The organism is Pseudomonas sp. GW821-FHT12A04, assembly GCF_058807755.1.
The window spans coordinates 158,968-178,222 of the sequence record NZ_JBXAQZ010000016.1; the positions used below are offsets into that span (position 1 = coordinate 158,968).

The following is a 19,255-nucleotide window of genomic DNA, read 5'->3' on the forward strand; positions in this document are numbered from 1 at the left end:
GCCACGCTTGAAGCCGAGCGGATAATTGGGGCAGTGACCGATGTGCTAGTCACACCTCAATGGCTTTCAAAAGCCCCACAGCCCTTACAACGAAAAAAAGAGGGTTTGCTTCATGCTAGGTACGATGATGGCTGCTCGCCTCCACGAAGTTGGTGGCAAATTTACCGTGGATGAAATTCCGCTTCCTGAAGTTGGAGAACATGACGTCTTAATCAGAACTGCCGCCTGTGGCGTGATTCCCAATCTGCGCAACGTCGTCTCGAGCTTTCCGGAGTGGTATCCGTTTCTTCCCCTCCCAGAGCTGCCTGCTGTGTTCGGGTTAGACGCCGCCGGCACCGTTGTGTCGGTTGGTCGTTCCGTAAAGGATTTCAAGGAAGGTGACCGAGTCTACGTGAATCCCGGACTGAGCTGTGGCGGCTGCAAGCAGTGCCTAGCCGGTGTTCCGACTCGGTGCGCTAGCTACACATTCATGGGCTATTTTGGGTTCAGTCCATCCTCGATAGAAGTATTTCGCGAGTACCGTCACGCAGGGTATGCCCAATACCTTCGAGCACCTGCACGTAACCTGGTCATCTTGGCTGAGGACCTGCCATTTGCGACTGCCACGCGCCTTGGATATCTCGGCACTGCCTATTCCGCGCTGAAAAAATTGGAGCTAACGCCAGGCAAGAGCTTGCTGGTACTGGGTGCCTCGGGGACTTTGGGCATTGGTGCGACCATTGCCGCACTCGCGATGGGGGTGACGGACATCATCGTTGCAGCACGCGATCGTGCGGCACTTGATCGGCTCTACCAGCTAGACCCCAAACGCATCCGCCCTCTTGAGATCACGAGCAATGATTTAAACTCCGCCATCCGCGCACTGGCACCGCTCGGTGTGGATGCGATTGTGGATACGCTTGGCGCTAAGGCACCAGCTGAGCTTTCTGTTTCGGCCATGAACGCCGCGACGTCGGGCGGAAAAATCGTACAGATCGGCGGTGTGAGCGGGCCTATTCCTATCGATCCTCACCCCTTTATGTGTACCCAGCTGCAGTATATTGGTTCCCTTTGGTTCACCACCGCTGAAGCGCAGGAGCTCATGGCTTTAATCAGGGCGGGATTGCTAGACATCAACCAATGGGCACCACGACCATACGCGTTGGATCAGCTCAACCAAGCCCTTGAAGACATTCAAGACAATGCCAGCGGCTTTCTGAACTATCACATCGTGCATGATTAACGCTTAAACATGGCGACGACACAGATCGTCGCCATGGCGTTGTTCACGTCTTTCTTTATTGCTAGGTTGCTCGCACAAATCTCTGCCGCTATCGAGGGCTCGCCCATGGCCTGGCTCAATGTTGCCCCGTTCATACCTTCTGATCAGGCCCTAGCGAATTTTAGCGTATGCGAATCCTCTGACCTCCAGGAGGCAGTGCTATGCGGAGAACGGATGTTCTGCAAAAACCGACTTAAGAAAAAAGGTACCGACTTCAGGGCTACTTTTTTTCATCGCTCGGCCGGCAAGGCTGGGGTTGCCCGGATGTCCTTTGGTGGTGAGGTAACGATTAATCCGGGAAAGCTGGATGACTTCGTACTGGTTCAGTCTGTCATCACTGGGCATGAGCACGTGGTGAGTGATCAGCTGCAACTCAACTGCACACCAGGACATGCCACGGTTTTCAATTATCACCGGCACTCCTTCTTCAATCATTTCACTGGCACTGACAAGCTGCTCATCCGCGTTGACCGAGAGCTTCTGGAAACCACGCTTCAAAGCCAGCTGGGTCGGAGCACCAAGCAAGACATTTACTTTCAGCCGCACCTATCCACAGATACATTAGCTGGCCAAAGCTGGCTTCAGACGTTGGCTTGGGCCTACACCCAGCTTTCGAACAGACCAGATATCTCACCGCATTTAGCAAGCCAAATTGGCGAGATGCTGGCTTCCACTCTGCTCGAATCTCACGAAAGCAACTACAGCCAGGCGCTACGTGAGACGGCTGAAAAGCAGGTGCTACCTGCGGTTATTCGAGTGGTGGAAGATTATCTCGAAGAGCATGCCCATGAACCAATCTCGATCGCGCAGATTGCAGCGCACACAGGCGTGAGTGCTCGGTCGATCCAACTGAGCTTCCAACGATTTCGCGGACTATCGCCCATGCAATTGTTGAAGGAGATTCGTCTGCGCCGCGTTCGCGTGGAGCTTGAAACCAAGCAGCTTGCGGGTACCCAAGTATCGTCCACGGCATTGAACTGGGGGTTTACCCATCTTGGTAGGTTTTCCACTGATTACAAGCAACGGTTCGGAGAATCACCGTCAATGACGCTCAAGCGGCGATGGGGTTGAAAACACCTAGGCACCAATCGATACCTAGGTGTGCAGCTATGGCGTCTTGGCTAATTAGACAGCCAATGCGCGCTCCCGGAGTTCATTGTTGAGGATGCGGTCGTTTTCGCTGTAGTCAACGGGGCAGTCGATTACATGCACGCCGGGGTTGGCGATGCAGTGGTCCAACAGTGGCAGCAAAGAATCAACACTCTCCACACGGTAGCCATTGGCGCCATAAGCTCTGGCGTATTTGACGAAGTCCGGGTTTCCGTAGTCCAGGCCGAAATCGGTGAAGCCCATGTTGGCCTGCTTCCAGCGAATCATGCCGTAACCATCGTCCCGCAGGATTACCACAGTGATGTGCATGTTCAGACGAACCGCGGTTTCCAGTTCTTGGCTGTTCATCATGAAGCCGCCGTCGCCGCATACCGAGATCACGGGGCGATCCGGATACACCAGATGCGCCGCCATGGCCGATGGCAGGCCAGCGCCCATGGTCGCCAACGCGTTGTCCAGCAGCACGGTGTTTGGCTTGTGCGCTTTGTAGTTACGGGCGAACCAGATCTTGTAGATTCCGTTGTCCAGCGCCACGATGCCTTCGGACGGAAGTACACGACGGATGTCGGCAACGAGGCGCTGCGGATAGACCGGGAAGCGGTTATCGTCGGCGCCTTCGATGATCTGTGCTTCATTGGCTTCGCGGATAGCCATCAGGCGGGTGAAATCCCAGTGGCTGGTGTCGTTCAGCGCTTCGCTGATCTGCCACACGGCGTTGGCAATGTCGCCGATCACTTCAACCTGCGGGAAGTACACAGCATCCACTTCGGCCGAGCGGAAGCTGACGTGAATCACTTCAGTACCACCGCGGGCCATGAAGAACGGCGGTTTCTCGATCACGTCGTGGCCGATATTGATGATAAGGTCGGCAGCCTCGATAGCGCCATGTACGAAGTCTCCGGACGAGAGCGCAGCGTTGCCCAGGAAGCGCGGGTGGCGTTCGTCGACCACACCTTTACCCATCTGAGTGGTGATGAACGGTATTCCGGTCTTGTCGATCAGCTGCTTGAGGACCTTGGCGGTTATCTTGCGGTTGGCGCCGGCGCCGATCACCAGGATGGGGTTGCGAGCGTTCTGTAGCTTCTCAACGGCGGCTTCGATCGCTTTGTGCTCGGCCAATGGGCGACGATGCAGGCTTGGAGGAATCGGCAGCGAGTCTGTCTGCTCGGCGGCGATGTCTTCCGGCAGCTCCAGGTGCACCGCGCCCGGCTTCTCTTCCTCAGCCAGACGGAAGGCTTCGCGCATACGGGCCGGGATGTTGTCGGCCGAGGCGAACTGATGAGTGTACTTGGTGATGGGGGCCATCATGCCGCACACGTCGATGATCTGGAAGCGGCCCTGTTTGGACTTCTTGATCGGCTTCTGGCCGGTAATCATCAACATCGGCATGCCACCCAGGTAGGCGTAAGCACTGGCGGTCACCAAATTGGTCGCGCCGGGGCCCAAGGTCGACAGGCTGACGCCGGTCTTGCCGGTTAGCCGGCCATAGGTGGCGGCCATGAAGCCCGCGGACTGCTCGTGGCGGGTCAGTACCAGCTTGATCTTCGACTTACGCAGGGATTCCAGCAGATCGAGATTTTCCTCTCCCGGAATGCCGAACACATACTCGACACCTTCGTTTTCCAGGCATTGGACAACAACATCGGCGGCCTTAGCCATAGTTCATCCTCATCACACTAAAGGCATTTGGAGCTCATGAATAAGGCTCAGCAGCGGGTGCGCCACTTTACCCACAGGCTCTCAATTGTTGATTTCTGGTAATAGTGTTCAAAGCGCATGGAGCCATGAGGCGTCCATCGCTATCGGGAGCAAATAAACAGAAGGCCCGGCATCGAGCCGGGCCTTTGAGGCAACGCTTAACCGAGGACGCTTTGGAGCGCCTTCTGCAGCTGCGAGGCAGCTTCGTCGGCAGCCCAAACAGCATCGCTTTGCCGCCAGGCGACATAGCCATCAGGTCGAACGAGAACCGCGCCGGCTTCATGAATTTCTCGAACTGCTTGCCAATCGCAGTAAAGGTCCGCGGTACCTTTTGCGCCTGTGACAACTGTTTTGAGGAACGGCTGGTTCAAGCGCTCAGCTGCAGTCACCCATGCCTGTCCGGCAAGGCCCGTGATAAGGGTCATTTGCCCCTTACCTACTACATCCAGCGTAGAGATGCGGTGACCGGTCTCGTCAACCAACCAGGCGTGTGGAAGCTTGGCACCAGGGCGAGTTGTAGCCTGCAGGTAAAGCTCTTTGTCTCGGGACCAAACCTCAACCCCGTCCCCTGGATCAGCTTTGATAGCGGAAGACTCATAACGCTGGTTCAGCTCGACACCTTGAGCGTTGAATTCGCGACTCTTGATTTCCAGCGCCTTCTGCAGGTTCATACGAACCTCTACACCAGCAGGACTCGGGTCGCGCATGCGATCAAGAAGCTTGGCAGTCGTGTCCACGCCGTTGCCGAAGTTGAAGCACTCTTTCAGTAGTGCATAGTCCTTACGGGACTGGTTGGCACGAGCCACGATCTGCTTGCCTACAGGAGCGCGTTCGGCGGTGTAGCTTTCCAGCAGATTTGGGTCTGCGAAGCCTTTGACGACGTAAGCCAACTTCCAAGCGAGGTTGAATCCATCCTGCATGCAGGTGTTGGAGCCCAGGCCACTGGATGGTGGATGACGGTGGACTGCGTCGCCGGCGCAGAACACCCGACCACGGGAGTATTCGGTGGCATGTGCCTGGTTTACATACCAAGTCGACATGCGCTCAATCTGGACTTCCAAATCGGGGTCGCCCACCAGTAGGCGGATCTTGTTCAATACAACTTCTGGCGACAGGTCTGGGGCGCCATTGGCTATGTCGAAACCCCAGCCCGCAATCCACTGATCCCACGGGCGGATAGCGCGCAGCAGGCCCATTCCGATCTCACCGAAGCCAGCCTCTGGAGTAGCGATCCACTGCAGGATGCTAGGGCGGTGTTCAACATACTTGCTCAGGTCTGCATTGAAGATGACGTAAGCGGTTCCAGCCCTGGCCATCTCGCCTTCGATCGGCAGGTCGATCTCTTTGGCAACTTTGGAGTTGGCTCCATCAGCTCCCACCAGGTACTTCGCTCGAAGTTCGTATTCGATACCAGTCAGAACGTCTTTCATGCAAGCAGTCACGCCTTCAGCATCTTGCTTATGGCTCAAGTATTCGGTGTTGAAGCTCACTTGAGCGCCGCGGGCCGCTGCATGCTTAAGGAGGATCGATTCCATCTCTGGTTGGATGAGATCAAGCATGGTGCATGGACTGCCTTGAACGTAATCGCCCTTGCGTTTGTCGCCGGTACCCCAGGTACGCATACGTGCGATTTCTTCACCCGCCAGGCTAGTGGTGAATAGCGTATCGCCCATCTGATCCCAAGGGGTGGCCGCTCTCACAACCTCCTCTTCCAACCCAAGATCACGTACAACCTCCATGGCGCGTTGGTTCGTGATATGGGCTCGCGGCGAGTTAGCCAGCCAGTTAAACATGGTGACCATTTTGACTCGCACACCGTAGGTGGCCAGCGCCAAGGCAGTAGTTGCACCGGCTGGGCCAGTGCCGATCACCAATACATCGGTGTCGAAGCTAGTGGAGGTAGTCATTTCTTATTCTCCAGGCATTACATGTTGATGCTCTGAACTTGCACGCAAGCCCCGAACACGTCCGACAGATCCCAAAATAAGCCAGCACGAACAGCGCCGGCATAGCGTTCGAGACATTGAAAAATTAGGGAATGGCGGGCATTACTTGGACCCGCGGCTCGGGCGAGCAGAACGAATGAGGGGTATGGGAATCATGGTACCTCCTGATCTTGTATTTTTTTTCAGGCCATTAGAGTGTCTGATTACAGCTGGTTAGCTGGCGGGCGAGATCACTTACTTGATACTTGCATGCTAGCATGCAAGAACGACTATCGCAATCGTCCCGAAATGCCTTTCGTCATGGCAAAAAAAGCCACGTGTTGAGTCCGTGGCTAAAGTGGAGCGCGTAGAGTGTGGGGCTATGCTAGGTTCACCAAAGGGCCAAGGTGTAATCGATGTTCACACGAAGCTCGTTGTCATCACGTTGCGTAGCACCCGGACCAAAGTCATTTCGGTACCAAGCGTGCCTCACTCTGAATGCAACGTCTTTGAAGGTTCCACTTTGTACTACATAGGATAGCTCCATGTCTTTTTCTGACTCTTTGAGCTTGTCGCCACCAAGCTTCGGCAGGTCAATGTTGTCCCCGCTTACGTACCGCAACATGCCCTTCAGGCCAGGGACGCCGAGTCCTACAAAGTCATAGTCGTATTTGACCTGCCAGCTTCTCTCTTTAGGGTTTAGGAACTCCGAACTCAGAGTGCCTTCCGTGATCACCAGGGGCTCAGTACCAAACAGATAGGGCATAGCGGTATCGCCGGTCAGCTGCATATAACCAGCGCCAAGACGATGAACCCCGAGCTGGTAGGTAAGCATCAAGGCGGTATTGCGGTTGTCTACCTTCCCGGCCTTTGCGGATCCGTTATCTTTGGAGTCATAGAAGCGGAAATCGGAGGTGAGCCGACCCGGGCCCAGTTCACGAGTGTCCACGAAGCCGAGGTAGTTCTTGTCGTAGATGTCTTCGAGCTGTGCGTAGTAGTACTTGAGGGTGAGGCTCTTCGACCAGGTGTAATCTCCGCCAAGGAAATAGAACGCGTCTGACTCCGCTGCCCCGTTGAACCGTCCGTTCGGAGCGGACACTCGCATCTTTTGGTAGTCAGTCGAATCCCGGAGGTTGATTCGGTCCAACCACCCCGCGTGCAGTGACAGATCGGTGATCTCTTGCGAGCGCAGGTAAGTGCCGCGGAAGGTTTGGGGTAGCAGCCGTGTTGGGCTTGCGAATGCGATCGGCAGGAACGTGCTCACAGTGCCGTACTGCAGCTCGGTTTTGGAAACCTTGACCTTCGCTGTTAGCCCTAGCTCGGAGTAATCCTTGGCGGGTTCCTTCGTGGAGGCAGAGAACGGCAACAGGCCTGTGCCAACGCGGTCAGGTGAAGAATCCAGGCGCAACCCCATCATGGCTTGAGCATCCAATCCAAAGCCGACCACCCCCTCGGTGAATCCCGAATTGAAGTTGACGATGAAGCCTTGGGCCCACTCTCGCGCTGCAGATTGCGGTGTCTGGTTGATGTAGTTGCGATCGAAGTAGTAGTTGCGCAGCGTTACCTTAGCGTTCGAATCTTCCGCGAATCCGGCCGCCTGGAGTGAAGCAGCATGTGCAGCCAGCAGCCCTGCGAATGCAATCTTTTTTGATTTGCTCATGTTCTTTCTTCTTTCTTGTTTTTGTGTTGACGCAATGCCGATCAAGCCACCGAGGTATTCAACTCAGGGCGTTTCTTCAGCGACGAGAGATAAAGCAGCGAGATTGCCGCCAGAACGATGCCAGGCGCCGAGGCCAACATCACACCGCTTGCGCCGGCCCCCAGTACCATCATTTTTCCAACGACAAGTGGGCCGGTCATGGCTCCAATGCGACCGACTGCAAGGGCTGCTCCGGTTCCGGTAGCTCGGCCATTGGCGGGATAGAACTGAGGAGCAAGCGCATAAAGCACGCACTGGCCGCCAGTTGTGAAGATGCCGGCCAAGAATCCCGCACCGATCATGGTGGGAAATGAGGTCGCCACAGTGAGGCACGCCAAGGAGATCAGAATGCCGCCATATACCAGCGCTGACATGACCCAGATAGGCAGACGGTCCATAGCAACGCCGAGCATCAGTGTGCCCACAGCCGCGCCAAGCTGCATGGCCAATACGACGACGCTTGCCTCACTTGGCTTGAAACCCTGGCCAATCAATATGCTTGGCAACCAATTGATCAAGATGTAGGTGACCATCAGTGTGAAGAAGAAGCTGACCCACAACAGCAGAGTTTTCTTCAGTGCACCGCCTTCAACCAAAATGGCTTTGGTGGAGGGAACCTCGATCGTTGATGTAGCTGAAATCGCTTGCTTGTACACGTCCGGAAGGAAAAGAAGCAGCAACGGCACGATGATCAAAGGCACAACGCCACCGACGTAGAAAACGAGCTTCCAGCCGGCTCCGAAATCAAACAGACCAATGGCTGCCGCCAACGCGGCTCCCAGGGGTACTCCGCAATACATCAGGCTGACTGCAGTACCTCGCATGCGCTCACCCGCTGCTTCAGAGGCAAGAGCAATCAGGTTGGGCAACGATGCGCCTAAGCCCACACCCGTCAGGAGCCGCGCGAACAGCAATGCACTAAAGCTCCAGGCAACCGTCGTTACAAGAGAGAAGATGCCGAACAGTGCAACCGATACGATAAGCACTTTTTTACGGCCATAGCGATCAGCAAGGCGACCGCCTACGAAAGCTCCTGGGAGCATGCCAAGCACGCCGACACTAAAGACCCAGCCCATTTCCAGCTTATCCAAGCTGTAGTCGGCAGAAATGCCGTGAGCCGCAATCCCTGGAGCTTGGAGATCCAAGCCTTCCATCAGTGCAACGAGGAAGCAAAGTGCGATGGTGATGAAAAGTTTGGTCTTATCTGTTTTGCCAGTCATAGCGCCCCCCTCCGAAGCTCTACAAAGATCTTCGGAAACATGTAATTGTGGTTTTAGTAACGCCAGTGATGTGGTGCTACATCAGCTCAATGGCTACTCATAAATGGGCGAGTAAATGAGTTGATCACTGGGTGTTCGGAGGTGCTGCAAGTAGGAATTCTGCGAGGCATTCATGTAGGTGATCTCTCTTATTGTTTTGTCATAGACCCCTCCCTTTCAGGAGGGGGATTGCTGCAGACAGCTTGCGTGGAACTGTCTGCGAACCTCAGCGTTTCAGCAGATCCAGTGCAACGTCCACAATCATGTCTTCCTGGCCACCGACCATGCGGCGTTTGCCCAGTTCGATGAGAATGTCTGCGGCCTTGATGCCGTAGCGAGCAGCAGCCACTTCTGCATGGCGAAGGAAGCTCGAATACACGCCGGCATATCCAAGAGCGAGGGTCTCTCGGTCAACACGTACCGGGCGATCCTGAAGTGGGCGTACCAGGTCATCTGCTGCGTCCATCAGGGCGTACAGATCGGTACCGTGGTTCCAGCCCAATTTGTCTGCGGCTGCAATGAACACTTCTAACGGTGCGTTACCAGCACCGGCCCCCATACCGGAAAGGCTGGCATCGATGCGGTCGCAGCCTTCCTCGACGGCGACGATCGAGTTAGCCACACCGAGGCTCAGGTTGTGGTGAGCATGGATACCGGTGTGAGTGATTGGATCGAGCACGGCCTTCACCGCACGGAAGCGAGCACGAATGTCATCCATGTTCATCGCGCCACCGGAGTCGACGACGTAGATGCAGGTGGCCCCGTAGCTTTCCATCAGTTTTGCCTGCTGGGCGAGCCCTTCTGGCGTTTGCATATGGCTCATCATGAGAAAGCCAACCGTGTCCATACCAAGTTCACGGGCGTATTCGATGTGCTGCTTGGAGACGTCTGCCTCGGTGCAATGGGTTGCGACCCGGACGACTCGAGCACCCGCGGTGTAAGCAGCTTTAAGGTCGTGCAGAGTGCCGATGCCCGGGAGCAGCAACGTTGCGATCTTGGCGTGCTTCACAACGTCGGCAGCAGCTTCGATCCACTCGATATCGGTGTGTGCACCAAAGCCGTAGTTGAAGCTGGACCCTTGGAGGCCGTCCCCATGGGCCACCTCGATCGAGTCAACCTTGGCGGTATCCAGTGCACGAGCGATCGCCTGGACCTGATCGAGTGAGTACTGGTGACGAATAGCGTGCATACCATCACGCAGGGTCACGTCGGAGATGTAGAGCTTTTTACCGTTCATATCTGCACTCCTCAGGCCTGGCTCATCGACTGTGCCATGCGCTCGGCGGTAGCCAGCGCAGCAGAAGTCATGATGTCGAGATTGCCTGCATACGCCGGCAAGTAATGGGCAGCACCCTCGACCTCAAGGAAAACAGAGGTCTTCAGGCCACTGAATTTGCCCTGGCCGGGGATGTTCAGCGGGGCAGATTCAGGGATTACTTCAAACTGCACTTTCTGCTTGAGGCGGTAGCCAGGAACATACGCATTCACCGCAGCGACCATTTCCTCAATGGAGGCCTCGACGTGGTCCTGGTCAGCTGCTTCAGACAGCACGTAGACGGTGTCGCGCATCATCAGTGAAGGCTCAGCCGGGTTCATGATGATGATGGCTTTACCTTTGGCTGCGCCGCCGATCACTTCGATGGCCTTCGAAGTGGTTTCGGTGAATTCGTCAATGTTTGCCCGAGTGCCAGGTCCTGCCGATTTGGAGGCAATCGAAGCGACGATCTCTGCGTAATGCACTTTGGCAACACGCGATACTGCAGCGACCATGGGAATGGTTGCTTGCCCACCGCACGTGACCATATTCAGGTTCTGCGCGTTGACGTGCTCTTCGAGGTTCACAACCGGCACGCAGTAGGGGCCGATAGCTGCCGGAGTAAGATCGATCACGCGGATGCCCGGCTTGCACTCTCGCAGCATGGCGTCGTTTTTGACGTGAGCACCGGCACTGGTTGCATCGAAGACGAAATCGATGTCAGCGAACTCTGGCATTTTGACCAGGCCAGCGACACCTTCGTGGGTCGTAGCAACGCCCATCCGTCCAGCACGGGCCAAGCCATCCGAGGCAGGATCGATACCAACCATCACTGCCATTTCCAGGTGTTTGGCATTGCGCAGGATTTTGATCATCAAGTCGGTGCCGATGTTTCCGGAGCCAACGATGGCGACTTTGCGTTTTGTAGTCATTTCTAGATCTCCATCACTCGATACTGAACGACACACCGACGCGGCCAAAGCCGTCGATTTCGGCTTCAAAATGATCACCTGGGCTTACGCCAACCATCGGACCCAAGGCACCCGTGAGGATGATGTCGCCTGCTTTGAGAGGCTCACCAAACTCAGCCATCTTGCGAGCGAGCCAAACGGCTGCATTCAGCGGGTTGCCCAAGCACTCAGCTCCGCTTCCGGAGCTGACGACCTCACCATTTTTGGAAAGCCGCATCGTTGCGCCTCGCAGGTCAAGCCCATCAATGGGCTGTGCAGGACCACCGAGGACAAAGCACCCGCTGGATGCGTTGTCAGCCACGGTGTCGGCAAACTTGATGTTCCAGCCCTCGATGCGGCTGCCGACAATTTCAAGCGCTGGCAGAACCCAACCAGTGGCGGCGATCACATCTGCAAAGGTTGTGGATGCGCTTGGCAGGTCGCGCTCCAGGACCAAGGCGATTTCTGCCTCGATCTTAGGTTGCAGAACACGCTGGAACGGAACCACCTCGTTGTCGCCATATGCCATGTCGGCAAACAGGCAACCGAAATCCGGTTGGTCGACGCCCAGCTGGGCTTGGACCTTGGGGTTGGTTAAACCGATCTTGCGGCCAACGAGGCGTTGTCCGCTGGCGATGGCGTAGGCTTGGTTCAAACGCTGAATCGCATAGGCACTTTCCACGTTTGTGGCGCCAATGACGTCACGCAGGGGTCCAACAGGCTCGCCCTTTCCTTCAGCTCTGCGCAGATCAGCCGCCAAGCGCTCTAGGGTCTCTTGTGTGATGTTCATGCTTGACCTCGATCAGTGGGTGAGGAAGTCGAGAACCATGCGGTTGAACGTGTCCGCGTGTTCCCATTGGGCCCAGTGGCCGCATTTGTTGAAGACATGCAGTTGAGAGTTGGGAATGCCGGCAACCAGACGTAGACCGGTGTCCATTGGGACAAAGCGGTCATTGCGACCCCAAACTACGAGGGTCTCCGCCTGAATCTCGCCGAGGCGGTGGCCGAAGTCAGGGAATTGCTTGAGGTTCGCAGCGAGACTCGCGGTGAAGTTTTCGAGATGGTCTTTACGAGCCAGCATGTTGTCCAGGCGAGCTTGGAATAGCTCCTCGGTGAGGTCGCTGGTGTCGTAGACGAAGATGTTCATCATCTTCTTGAGGTTTTCGATCGTTGGCTCGCGGTACAGGCCATTGAGCAATTTGATGCCTTCGGTTGGCATCGACACGAATGGGCTGACGCCACCGGTGCCACCCCCCATGAGCACGAGCTTGCCTACGCGCTCAGGCCAGGTCAGGCTGAAGGCCACGGCAGTATGGCCGCCCATGGAGTTGCCGAGCAGGTGCACCTTGTCCAGGTCCAGCTTGTCTACCAACCCTTTCAGTACACGGGCATTGAGATCGGATCGAGAGCCGGTGCTGACGATCGAATCACTTTTGCTCCAGCCTGGGCAGTCCATGAGGATGACCCGGAAACCAGCCTCTACCAGAGGCTCGATGTTGCGATTGAAGTTGGCCCAGCCACTGGCACCAGGACCAGAGCCATGCAGCATCACAACCGTTTCTCTGCCTTCACCGCAGTCGTTGTAATGGATGTTCAGATCCAGCTCGCCGTCTTGGATGCGAACGAATTTGCTGGTGTCTTTTTCAGTAATTGCAGTCACGATTGAATCTCCGTGAAGTGTGTTAGCGCTGAGAGTGCGCACTGATAGAACCGAAGCCTGCGATCCACTCTGGGATCGGTCGGTAGTAACGGTCGGTCGCGGTGTAATCGCCGTGAGCAGCGAGAGCTGAAAACGCTGCGACCCAAGCCTTGACCTCATGCGTGGATTTACCGGCCAACTCGGAAAGATGAGCGTTGGAGAGGTGATCCAGGTCGCTCAGCAGGTCTTGCTCAACAACGTCGAGGAAGTACTGATCCCATTTAGGATTCAGCGGATGCAGGGTGTTCTGGTCTTCGACGAAACGCTCAGCCGCGATAACGACTCGTTGAGTGCGGGCGCTGCGCTCGTCTTCTGGCAGATTGCGGCCACTGCCCATGAGTCGATCAGCCATCCGGGCATCGACTTTGGCAAGCTCTGGAACTGGCGGTTGGTGTGAAAGGCCACCTGATCCCAGGAACAGCACTCGTTTGTTCTGGCTGCGGGTGAATCGACCGACCGCTTCACCCATCAACCTGACCCGTTCGAAGGTGGGCAGAGGAGGAGCCACGCAATTCACGAAAATCGGCAAGACCGGATACTTGTCCAAGCCGCCAAGGAGGAATTCGAGCGGTTGAGCGAAGCCGTGGTCGACCTGCATGCGATATGAGACTGGCATGTCGATGCCAGTACTCAGGAGCGATTCAGCACAAGCTTCAGCGATCATCTTGGGGACAGACAGCGGGCCGGCGAGCGAGCCGAAATCGCCAATGGCTTCAGCCGCCATGCCCAGGCAGAAAGGGGGCATCACATCGTAGAAAAAGCCGTTGTAATGGTCGGGAGCGAACAGCACCACAAGTTCAGGATCAAAGGCGGCGATGCGTGTACGGGCAGCTCGAATCACGTCATTTACTTCATCAAGCACGCTCTGGGGAGGATCGAAATGCCCAATGAGGGGGGTGTGCGATAGGCAATGCAGGTAAGCGTTCATCGATACGAAACCTTTACGTCAATGCCCCAGTGCAGGCCGCCTCGCCCTGGGACGGCATGAACGCTTCCCGCAATGCCAAACGGCAGGGGGGGCAACGCCATGCAGGTAGATTTGTTTTTGTCCGCCTAATCATCATGCACGCTAGAATGCTAGCATGCAAGCTTGACGACTCCCGTTCATCGTAGGGCTGCTCCCCCACGAGCGATCCCCGCGTTAGAGCGGACCTGTACAGATGACGAGGCGATCTACGCAAAAATCTGGTTTACTAGCCGAAATGCTAGTATGTAAGACCATTAGCCTGATGTTGAACCGCGCAGACAGCCCTAGGAAGACCACACCGATGCAAGTGGCAAATAAAAAGACCGCTATTTATCAGCATATTTTGGAACGCTTACTCAACTGCAGATATGCGTTCGGTGAAAAAATTCTGGTAAAAGAAATTAGCGAAGAAACTGGTATTAGTCGTCAGCCGATCATGACCGCACTCAACAGCCTGCAGGAAAGGGGCTTTGTCGTGATTACTGCCCAAGTTGGATGTGAGGTTGTGCACCCTTCACGTTTAGAAGTAGATGACTTCTATCAGATGTTTGCGAACAATGAGGCGCTTATTGCAGGGCTTGCTGCTGAACGTGGCTCTCCTGATGAGGTGCTACGTATGTCGGAGATCAACGATAAAATTAGAAGCATCAATCCGGCTCATAGCGATGCCGCCGACAGTTATCGAACTCTAAACGTCGAATTCCACCGATTGCTGCATTCAATGGCGAGATCGCCAATCCTCTCGGCTCGCCAGATAGCAAACTTTGAACTGTCCGACTTCTTCATTGTACAGACTTGTGGCTTCCAAGTTCACCTGGGCGCCGCTACTGATGAACACAATGAAATTCTTGCAGCGCTGAAGACCAGAAACAAAAAGGCCGCAGCCGATGCGGCTGCGAGCCATATTCACAGTGTGGCGAGGGATGTTGTGTCTAAGATGCCAGAGGACGCAAAGCTAGCCTCATAGTGGAAAGCAGAACTCTAGCCATACCGAATCGCCCTTCGGGCCGTTCTTGACAGAGGTCTCACGCATCCACTTGAGCACCACCCCGGACTTCTGATCAAACGCGTAGAAGATTTGAGGGCCGACAGCAATTTTACTCAGGCGGTTCCCATCGTCGAGATCACCATGGTCATAGCGATCATCAGTGACCTGCTTGGTGTAGTACCCCACTAGGCCAAGCTGAATCTTAGGATTCGACTGCAACCTATAGCCAAGAAGATAGTCGACGTTGAAGACGTTACCCGAGCGATAGTCAGTGTCGTCGTTCTTCGCGTTGATAGTGAAGGTAGGTGCAATCGATACCTCCCAATTAGGGTGGGGAAACCAGGTCAGGTCGAACTCCTGTGTGTAGCTCGCGTTACCTGTCGGGCTGTTCGCCAGCTTATTGCCGTCATAGTTCCCCAATGGCACAAAGGCACTGAACCCCGTGAGCAGGTGCAAGTTTTCAGAAGGTGAGTAACCGACATAGAGGGGCGTCAGGTACAACTGCCTGAAGCCAGAGTCTGTATCGCTATTGCCGAAAGCCTCAACCTTAATCTTGTTTGCCGAGCCGATGACTCCGCTACTGAGGGTGATGCCACTATCGAATTTCACGTCCCATGTGTGCACTACTCGAATAGCTTGAACAAAGTTTTCCAAGCTGAAGCCGGGGACAGAAGAGTTACCACGGTTGTCTTTGAAGCTATCCGCCTTGTAGTAAGCGGTATAACTATACAAAGTTGTTTCACCTGGAGGTGGTAAGATCGCCGGAAGAACAGTCTGTACACCTAGTGGCCAAACTGTATCCCCATTTTCAGTAGCGTAACACAGCGTAGAAGCGAGCAAAGAGCATCCAAACGCGCTGGCAACGCCAGCGCGTGTTACATAACTTTTCATTGTTATTATCCTATGTAATTTTTTACAGCTGGACGTGGGCACCAATCAGGACAAATGTAACCAGCGCAGGTTCGGTCCCAGGGTTTCGCCAAGCGTGGATATTTCCTTGCTGCACCACGATGTCTCCGCTCGCCAATTCCCTGGTCTGGCCGTCGTCCAATTCGAGAACGAGAGGACCTTTGACCACAATGCCGTAGTCGACTGTCGGAGAGGCGTGCATACCTGGTCGCTCAGGGTCGAAGCATTCATACAGCCCAAGCAGACGGCGTTGCTGCTCAACATGAGCCTCCTCGGGATTGAAATCCGAGGATTGAAAGATCGAGTCAGGCGGAAAGCTGACCGCTAGACATTTGGTTTCTCCAGGCTGGGGCAGCAATGAAGAAGTGGCCCGAACTGGGTCGTCAAATGTTTCAGGAAGACTCGGAGACGGCGCCGTTTGCCAGATTAAAGAAGTGGCGAATCCTGGAATCTGCTCGTACTCATAGATATGAGGTGCCAAGCCATCGGCTAGAAATACCGATTTCCCTTTATGCGTACCTGCTACTACTCGTCTCACTTTCATATTCGGTCTCCGGATGGAGCGCCGCACTTGTGGAGCGGCACTGCTGATCAGATAAGGCTGGGATCGATTACAACGTTGGTGAATCCGCCTTTGCGGTCTTCCATAGCATCCATCGCCTCATTGACCTGTTCGATGGAGAACACCTCCTGATCAAACACCGACAGATCAAGGGTACCGGCCGCGGCCATTTCGGCCATGTCCTGACCTTCTGCCACAGTGAACCAAAGCGAACCGATCACGCTGATCTGAAAGCACATAAGCTTGAACATTGGCACCGGCAGGTCTTCAGACATCCCACCGATATCAACCATGCGGCCACCGCGACGTAGGGCACCGATCGCTTCAACGGATAGTTCATGAGGTGCGCCTGGACCAACCGCATCAATGAATACGTCAGCACCGAGCTCATCGGTGTGCTTACGGACCCAGTCACCCAGCGGCTCATCACCGACGGAAAGCGTGAAAACGCGATCTGGTGCAATAGCACGAACGCGCTCCAACAGTTGGCGGTTGCGAGCCATTGCAAAGATTTTTGTCGCGCCCATCGCCAGGGCAAGAAGGACAGCCCCCAGTCCCAGTGTGCCGGTGGCTCCACTGATCAAAACAGACTGGCCAGAGCACACGCCTGCTTTTCGCAGAGCCGAATAGGCTGTGCCGAGATACCCAAACCGGCACCCCTGCTCGAAGGAGATAGCTTCAGGAAGCTTCACCAGGCCCGACGCAGGCGCGGTCATGTATTGGCACAATCCGCCGTACGGATAGTCTTCAAAGATTTCCTGGGAGCCCGGACCAAAACCAAAATAGCCTTGGAAGGTGAACGCGGTGCAGTTGATGTGCTGGCTACGCAGACAGGCATGGCAAGACCCGCAGCTACGGCCTGGGTTTACATAAACACGGTCTCCGACCTTAATGCCGTGTACGCCGGCACCTACTTCCTTAACTATACCCGCGGCATCAAGACCATAAACGGCCGGCAGTTTTGGAAGCGGAAGGTAGGGGAACCAAGTGGAATAGCTCTCGATGACATTGCGAAGGTTAGGTACCAAATTACAAGCCTTCACCTCTACAACCACGTCGTGTGCACGTGGCTTCGGCACCTCGATCGAGTCGAGCTGGAAGGTTCTGCCGACTTTATGCAAACGGGCAGCTTTCATCATGCTCATTTCTATTTTCCTTATTTTCATAGGGCCATTGGCCGTGGGCACACAGCAGAGGAAACGCCTCAACTCGCGGACGCGAAAGAGTTCTATCTGCTTGAGAGAATGAGAGTCGGAGAAGGCTTGCACTGGTGGCAGCCTCTGGAGAAACGCGTCACGTATCGACGTGTCAGGGGAGTAGAAGAATCTTTGCACGCAATGCTGACCATGGTGGGCACCGCTAGTTTGTTGTTATGAGCTCATCATGCATTACTAGAATGCTAGCATGCAAGTAAAATCAAGACAAACGGATACGGTGCATGGCTATCGTCCAGGACCTGCTGTTGGCGCTGATGCGATATTGACCCAGGGGGCCGGAAATAATTGACCCTACCGATACTTAGTAAACGATGTCTTTGCGCGGGATCTCAGAGACCGAATTTAGGTCAGTCAAAATCAGCAGCCGGAACTCATTAACCCACCGAGTACTCAGCAGACAATGGTCATGCGTGGGATTTCAGAACCGCCATATGGGTCAGTCAAAATCAGCAGCCTGGGTCAAAGTCATGTCAGCGCCAACACACGCGGCATTGCTGTGATGTCTCGCTTGAGTGGCATACAAGATGCGCCTTAAAAAGGTCCGCTATTGGCCGATTTCTGTCTGTCACGAGGGGCAAAAAAAACGATAGCTGCCCGTCAGGAATATCTTCTGGCCGATATAACCAATCATCTAGATGGCTAGCGGTTGGCGCCTCTCGTTTCCCCTAGGGTCCTCGCGGCATCCTGTGTAGGTAGAAGACCAAGCACCCGTGCGTAATTTCGACTGAATTGCGTTGCGCCTTCATAGCCGACTTGGCTGCAGCCATGACGCTCCTGGCATTAGTCACCATCGCCTGGAGCAGGCGGACACTCTTCCCTACCATCCGACCAGCGGACAGTCGAAAATCTCAGTGGGGCAAAAAGTGGGGCAAAAATCAGCACCTCGCAAAAACGATAACCCATAAAAAATTCCAGTCGCTGCTAAGTGACTGGATTTCTTAAAAATTAATGGTCGGGACGGAGTGATTCGAACACTCGACCCCTAGCACCCCATGCTAGTGCGCTACCGGACTGCGCTACGCCCCGACTAGGCGTGAAACCCATCCCTCATCTCGAGGAACGCTCAAGAATATATCGCAAGCTTTTGAAAACTGGAAGTATTTAAAAGCGAGAATTTATTTCTTGAGTACCACCAGAACATCTTCGAGCTCGGCGATCATCTGGCGGATCATTTGCTTGTATTGGGTGGTGTCGTCTTTGGCTTCATCACCGGACAAACGCAGGCGCGCTCCGCCGATGGTGAACCCCTGATCGTAAAGGAGCGCACGGATCTGCCGGATCATCAGCACGTCCTGGCGCTGATAATACCGGCGGTTTCCGCGGCGTTTGACAGGGTTGAGTTGAGGAAACTCCTGCTCCCAGTAGCGCAGCACGTGTGGTTTTACCGCACACAGCTCGCTGACTTCACCAATGGTGAAGTAGCGTTTGCCCGGGATGACGGGGAGCTCGTCGTTATGACTTGGTTCCAGCATAAGCCTCAACTCGGGCCTTCAACTTCTGCCCTGGACGAAAGGTGACCACACGGCGAGCCGTGATCGGGATTTCTTCCCCCGTTTTCGGATTGCGGCCAGGCCGCTGGCGTTTGTCCCGAAGGTCGAAATTGCCGAAACCGGACAATTTGACTTGTTCGTTGTCTTCGAGAGCGTGCCTGATTTCTTCAAAAAACAGTTCGACCAATTCCTTGGCCTCCCGTTTGTTCAGGCCCAGCTCTTCATACAGACGTTCCGCCATCTCAGCTTTCGTCAGAGCCCCCATA

17 protein-coding genes, 1 tRNA gene and 1 pseudogene are annotated in these 19,255 nt (G+C 55.0%); 3 read left to right on the forward strand and 16 right to left on the reverse strand.

Going from position 1 to position 19,255, the window contains the following annotated elements; all coding sequences use genetic code 11:
- The first annotated feature begins 112 nt into the window (after positions 1 to 112).
- Together AC1RS8_RS24130 and AC1RS8_RS24135 are read left to right on the forward strand one after the other, a co-directional pair.
- Positions 113 to 1,222, forward strand: a complete 1,110-nt coding sequence (locus tag AC1RS8_RS24130) for an alcohol dehydrogenase catalytic domain-containing protein (RefSeq protein ID WP_458372980.1) — start codon at positions 113 to 115, stop codon at positions 1,220 to 1,222.
- A 9-nt stretch (positions 1,223 to 1,231) separates the two neighbouring features.
- On the forward strand, positions 1,232 to 2,332 hold the full coding sequence (locus AC1RS8_RS24135) for an AraC family transcriptional regulator (RefSeq protein WP_458372981.1): 1,101 nt from the start codon (positions 1,232 to 1,234) through the stop codon (positions 2,330 to 2,332).
- 54 nt (positions 2,333 to 2,386) lie between these two features.
- On the opposite strand, the gene AC1RS8_RS24140 is transcribed toward AC1RS8_RS24135, so the two are convergent.
- The 9 genes from AC1RS8_RS24140 to mhpB form a co-directional block, all read right to left on the reverse strand.
- Complete coding sequence (locus AC1RS8_RS24140; RefSeq protein WP_458372982.1) at positions 2,387 to 4,030, reverse strand: acetolactate synthase large subunit; 1,644 nt, start codon at positions 4,028 to 4,030, stop codon at positions 2,387 to 2,389.
- A gap of 197 nt (positions 4,031 to 4,227) precedes the next feature.
- Entirely contained in the window at positions 4,228 to 5,976 is a 1,749-nt protein-coding gene (locus AC1RS8_RS24145) for an FAD-dependent oxidoreductase (protein ID WP_458372983.1), read from the reverse strand.
- Positions 5,977 to 6,385: 409 nt separating this feature from the next.
- Positions 6,386 to 7,654, reverse strand: coding sequence for an OprD family porin (locus AC1RS8_RS24150; protein ID WP_458372984.1), 1,269 nt, complete (start codon positions 7,652 to 7,654; stop codon positions 6,386 to 6,388).
- Positions 7,655 to 7,695: 41 nt separating this feature from the next.
- Positions 7,696 to 8,913 (reverse strand): 3-(3-hydroxy-phenyl)propionate transporter MhpT, encoded by a 1,218-nt coding sequence (gene mhpT, locus AC1RS8_RS24155; RefSeq protein ID WP_458372985.1) that lies wholly within the window; start codon positions 8,911 to 8,913, stop codon positions 7,696 to 7,698.
- Between the two features lie 265 nt (positions 8,914 to 9,178).
- Positions 9,179 to 10,189, reverse strand: coding sequence for a 4-hydroxy-2-oxovalerate aldolase (mhpE, locus tag AC1RS8_RS24160; protein ID WP_458372986.1), 1,011 nt, complete (start codon positions 10,187 to 10,189; stop codon positions 9,179 to 9,181).
- An 11-nt stretch (positions 10,190 to 10,200) separates the two neighbouring features.
- The gene (locus tag AC1RS8_RS24165; RefSeq protein ID WP_458372987.1) at positions 10,201 to 11,139 is read right to left on the reverse strand and encodes an acetaldehyde dehydrogenase (acetylating); all 939 of its coding nucleotides are present in this window, start codon (positions 11,137 to 11,139) and stop codon (positions 10,201 to 10,203) included.
- Between the two features lie 13 nt (positions 11,140 to 11,152).
- The gene (gene mhpD / locus AC1RS8_RS24170) at positions 11,153 to 11,947 is read right to left on the reverse strand and encodes a 2-keto-4-pentenoate hydratase (RefSeq protein WP_458372988.1); all 795 of its coding nucleotides are present in this window, start codon (positions 11,945 to 11,947) and stop codon (positions 11,153 to 11,155) included.
- Between the two features lie 12 nt (positions 11,948 to 11,959).
- Complete coding sequence (locus tag AC1RS8_RS24175) at positions 11,960 to 12,817, reverse strand: alpha/beta fold hydrolase (RefSeq protein ID WP_458372989.1); 858 nt, start codon at positions 12,815 to 12,817, stop codon at positions 11,960 to 11,962.
- A gap of 22 nt (positions 12,818 to 12,839) precedes the next feature.
- On the reverse strand, positions 12,840 to 13,784 hold the full coding sequence (gene mhpB, locus AC1RS8_RS24180) for a 3-carboxyethylcatechol 2,3-dioxygenase (protein ID WP_458372990.1): 945 nt from the start codon (positions 13,782 to 13,784) through the stop codon (positions 12,840 to 12,842).
- A gap of 340 nt (positions 13,785 to 14,124) precedes the next feature.
- On the opposite strand from mhpB, the gene AC1RS8_RS24185 reads away from it, so the two are divergent.
- Positions 14,125 to 14,790 carry a GntR family transcriptional regulator gene (locus tag AC1RS8_RS24185; RefSeq protein ID WP_458372991.1) on the forward strand — a complete coding sequence of 222 codons (666 nt, stop codon included), beginning with the start codon at positions 14,125 to 14,127 and terminating at the stop codon, positions 14,788 to 14,790.
- Here the strand turns inward: AC1RS8_RS24185 and AC1RS8_RS24190 are convergent.
- The 7 genes and pseudogenes from AC1RS8_RS24190 to ihfA form a co-directional block, all read right to left on the reverse strand.
- Positions 14,785 to 15,702, reverse strand: coding sequence for a SphA family protein (locus tag AC1RS8_RS24190; protein WP_458372992.1), 918 nt, complete (start codon positions 15,700 to 15,702; stop codon positions 14,785 to 14,787). The two genes, AC1RS8_RS24185 and AC1RS8_RS24190, sit on opposite strands and share 6 nt — an antisense overlap.
- Before the next feature lie 22 nt (positions 15,703 to 15,724).
- Positions 15,725 to 16,264: a cupin domain-containing protein gene (locus tag AC1RS8_RS24195; RefSeq protein ID WP_458372993.1), complete on the reverse strand. Its 540-nt coding sequence runs from the start codon at positions 16,262 to 16,264 to the stop codon at positions 15,725 to 15,727.
- Positions 16,265 to 16,311: 47 nt separating this feature from the next.
- Positions 16,312 to 17,427: an alcohol dehydrogenase catalytic domain-containing protein gene (locus AC1RS8_RS24200; RefSeq protein WP_458372994.1), complete on the reverse strand. Its 1,116-nt coding sequence runs from the start codon at positions 17,425 to 17,427 to the stop codon at positions 16,312 to 16,314.
- 711 nt (positions 17,428 to 18,138) lie between these two features.
- A pseudogene (locus AC1RS8_RS24205) lies at positions 18,139 to 18,314 on the reverse strand (AraC family transcriptional regulator); the annotation flags it as partial.
- Positions 18,315 to 18,448: 134 nt separating this feature from the next.
- Positions 18,449 to 18,525 (reverse strand) — tRNA-Pro (locus tag AC1RS8_RS24210).
- An 89-nt stretch (positions 18,526 to 18,614) separates the two neighbouring features.
- Positions 18,615 to 18,971, reverse strand: coding sequence for a MerR family transcriptional regulator (locus tag AC1RS8_RS24215; RefSeq protein ID WP_003179985.1), 357 nt, complete (start codon positions 18,969 to 18,971; stop codon positions 18,615 to 18,617).
- A complete protein-coding gene (ihfA, locus tag AC1RS8_RS24220; protein WP_002553164.1) occupies positions 18,952 to 19,254 on the reverse strand; it encodes an integration host factor subunit alpha in 303 nt (100 codons plus the stop codon). Before ihfA ends, AC1RS8_RS24215 begins: the two co-directional genes overlap by 20 nt.
- Position 19,255: the final 1 nt, after the last annotated feature.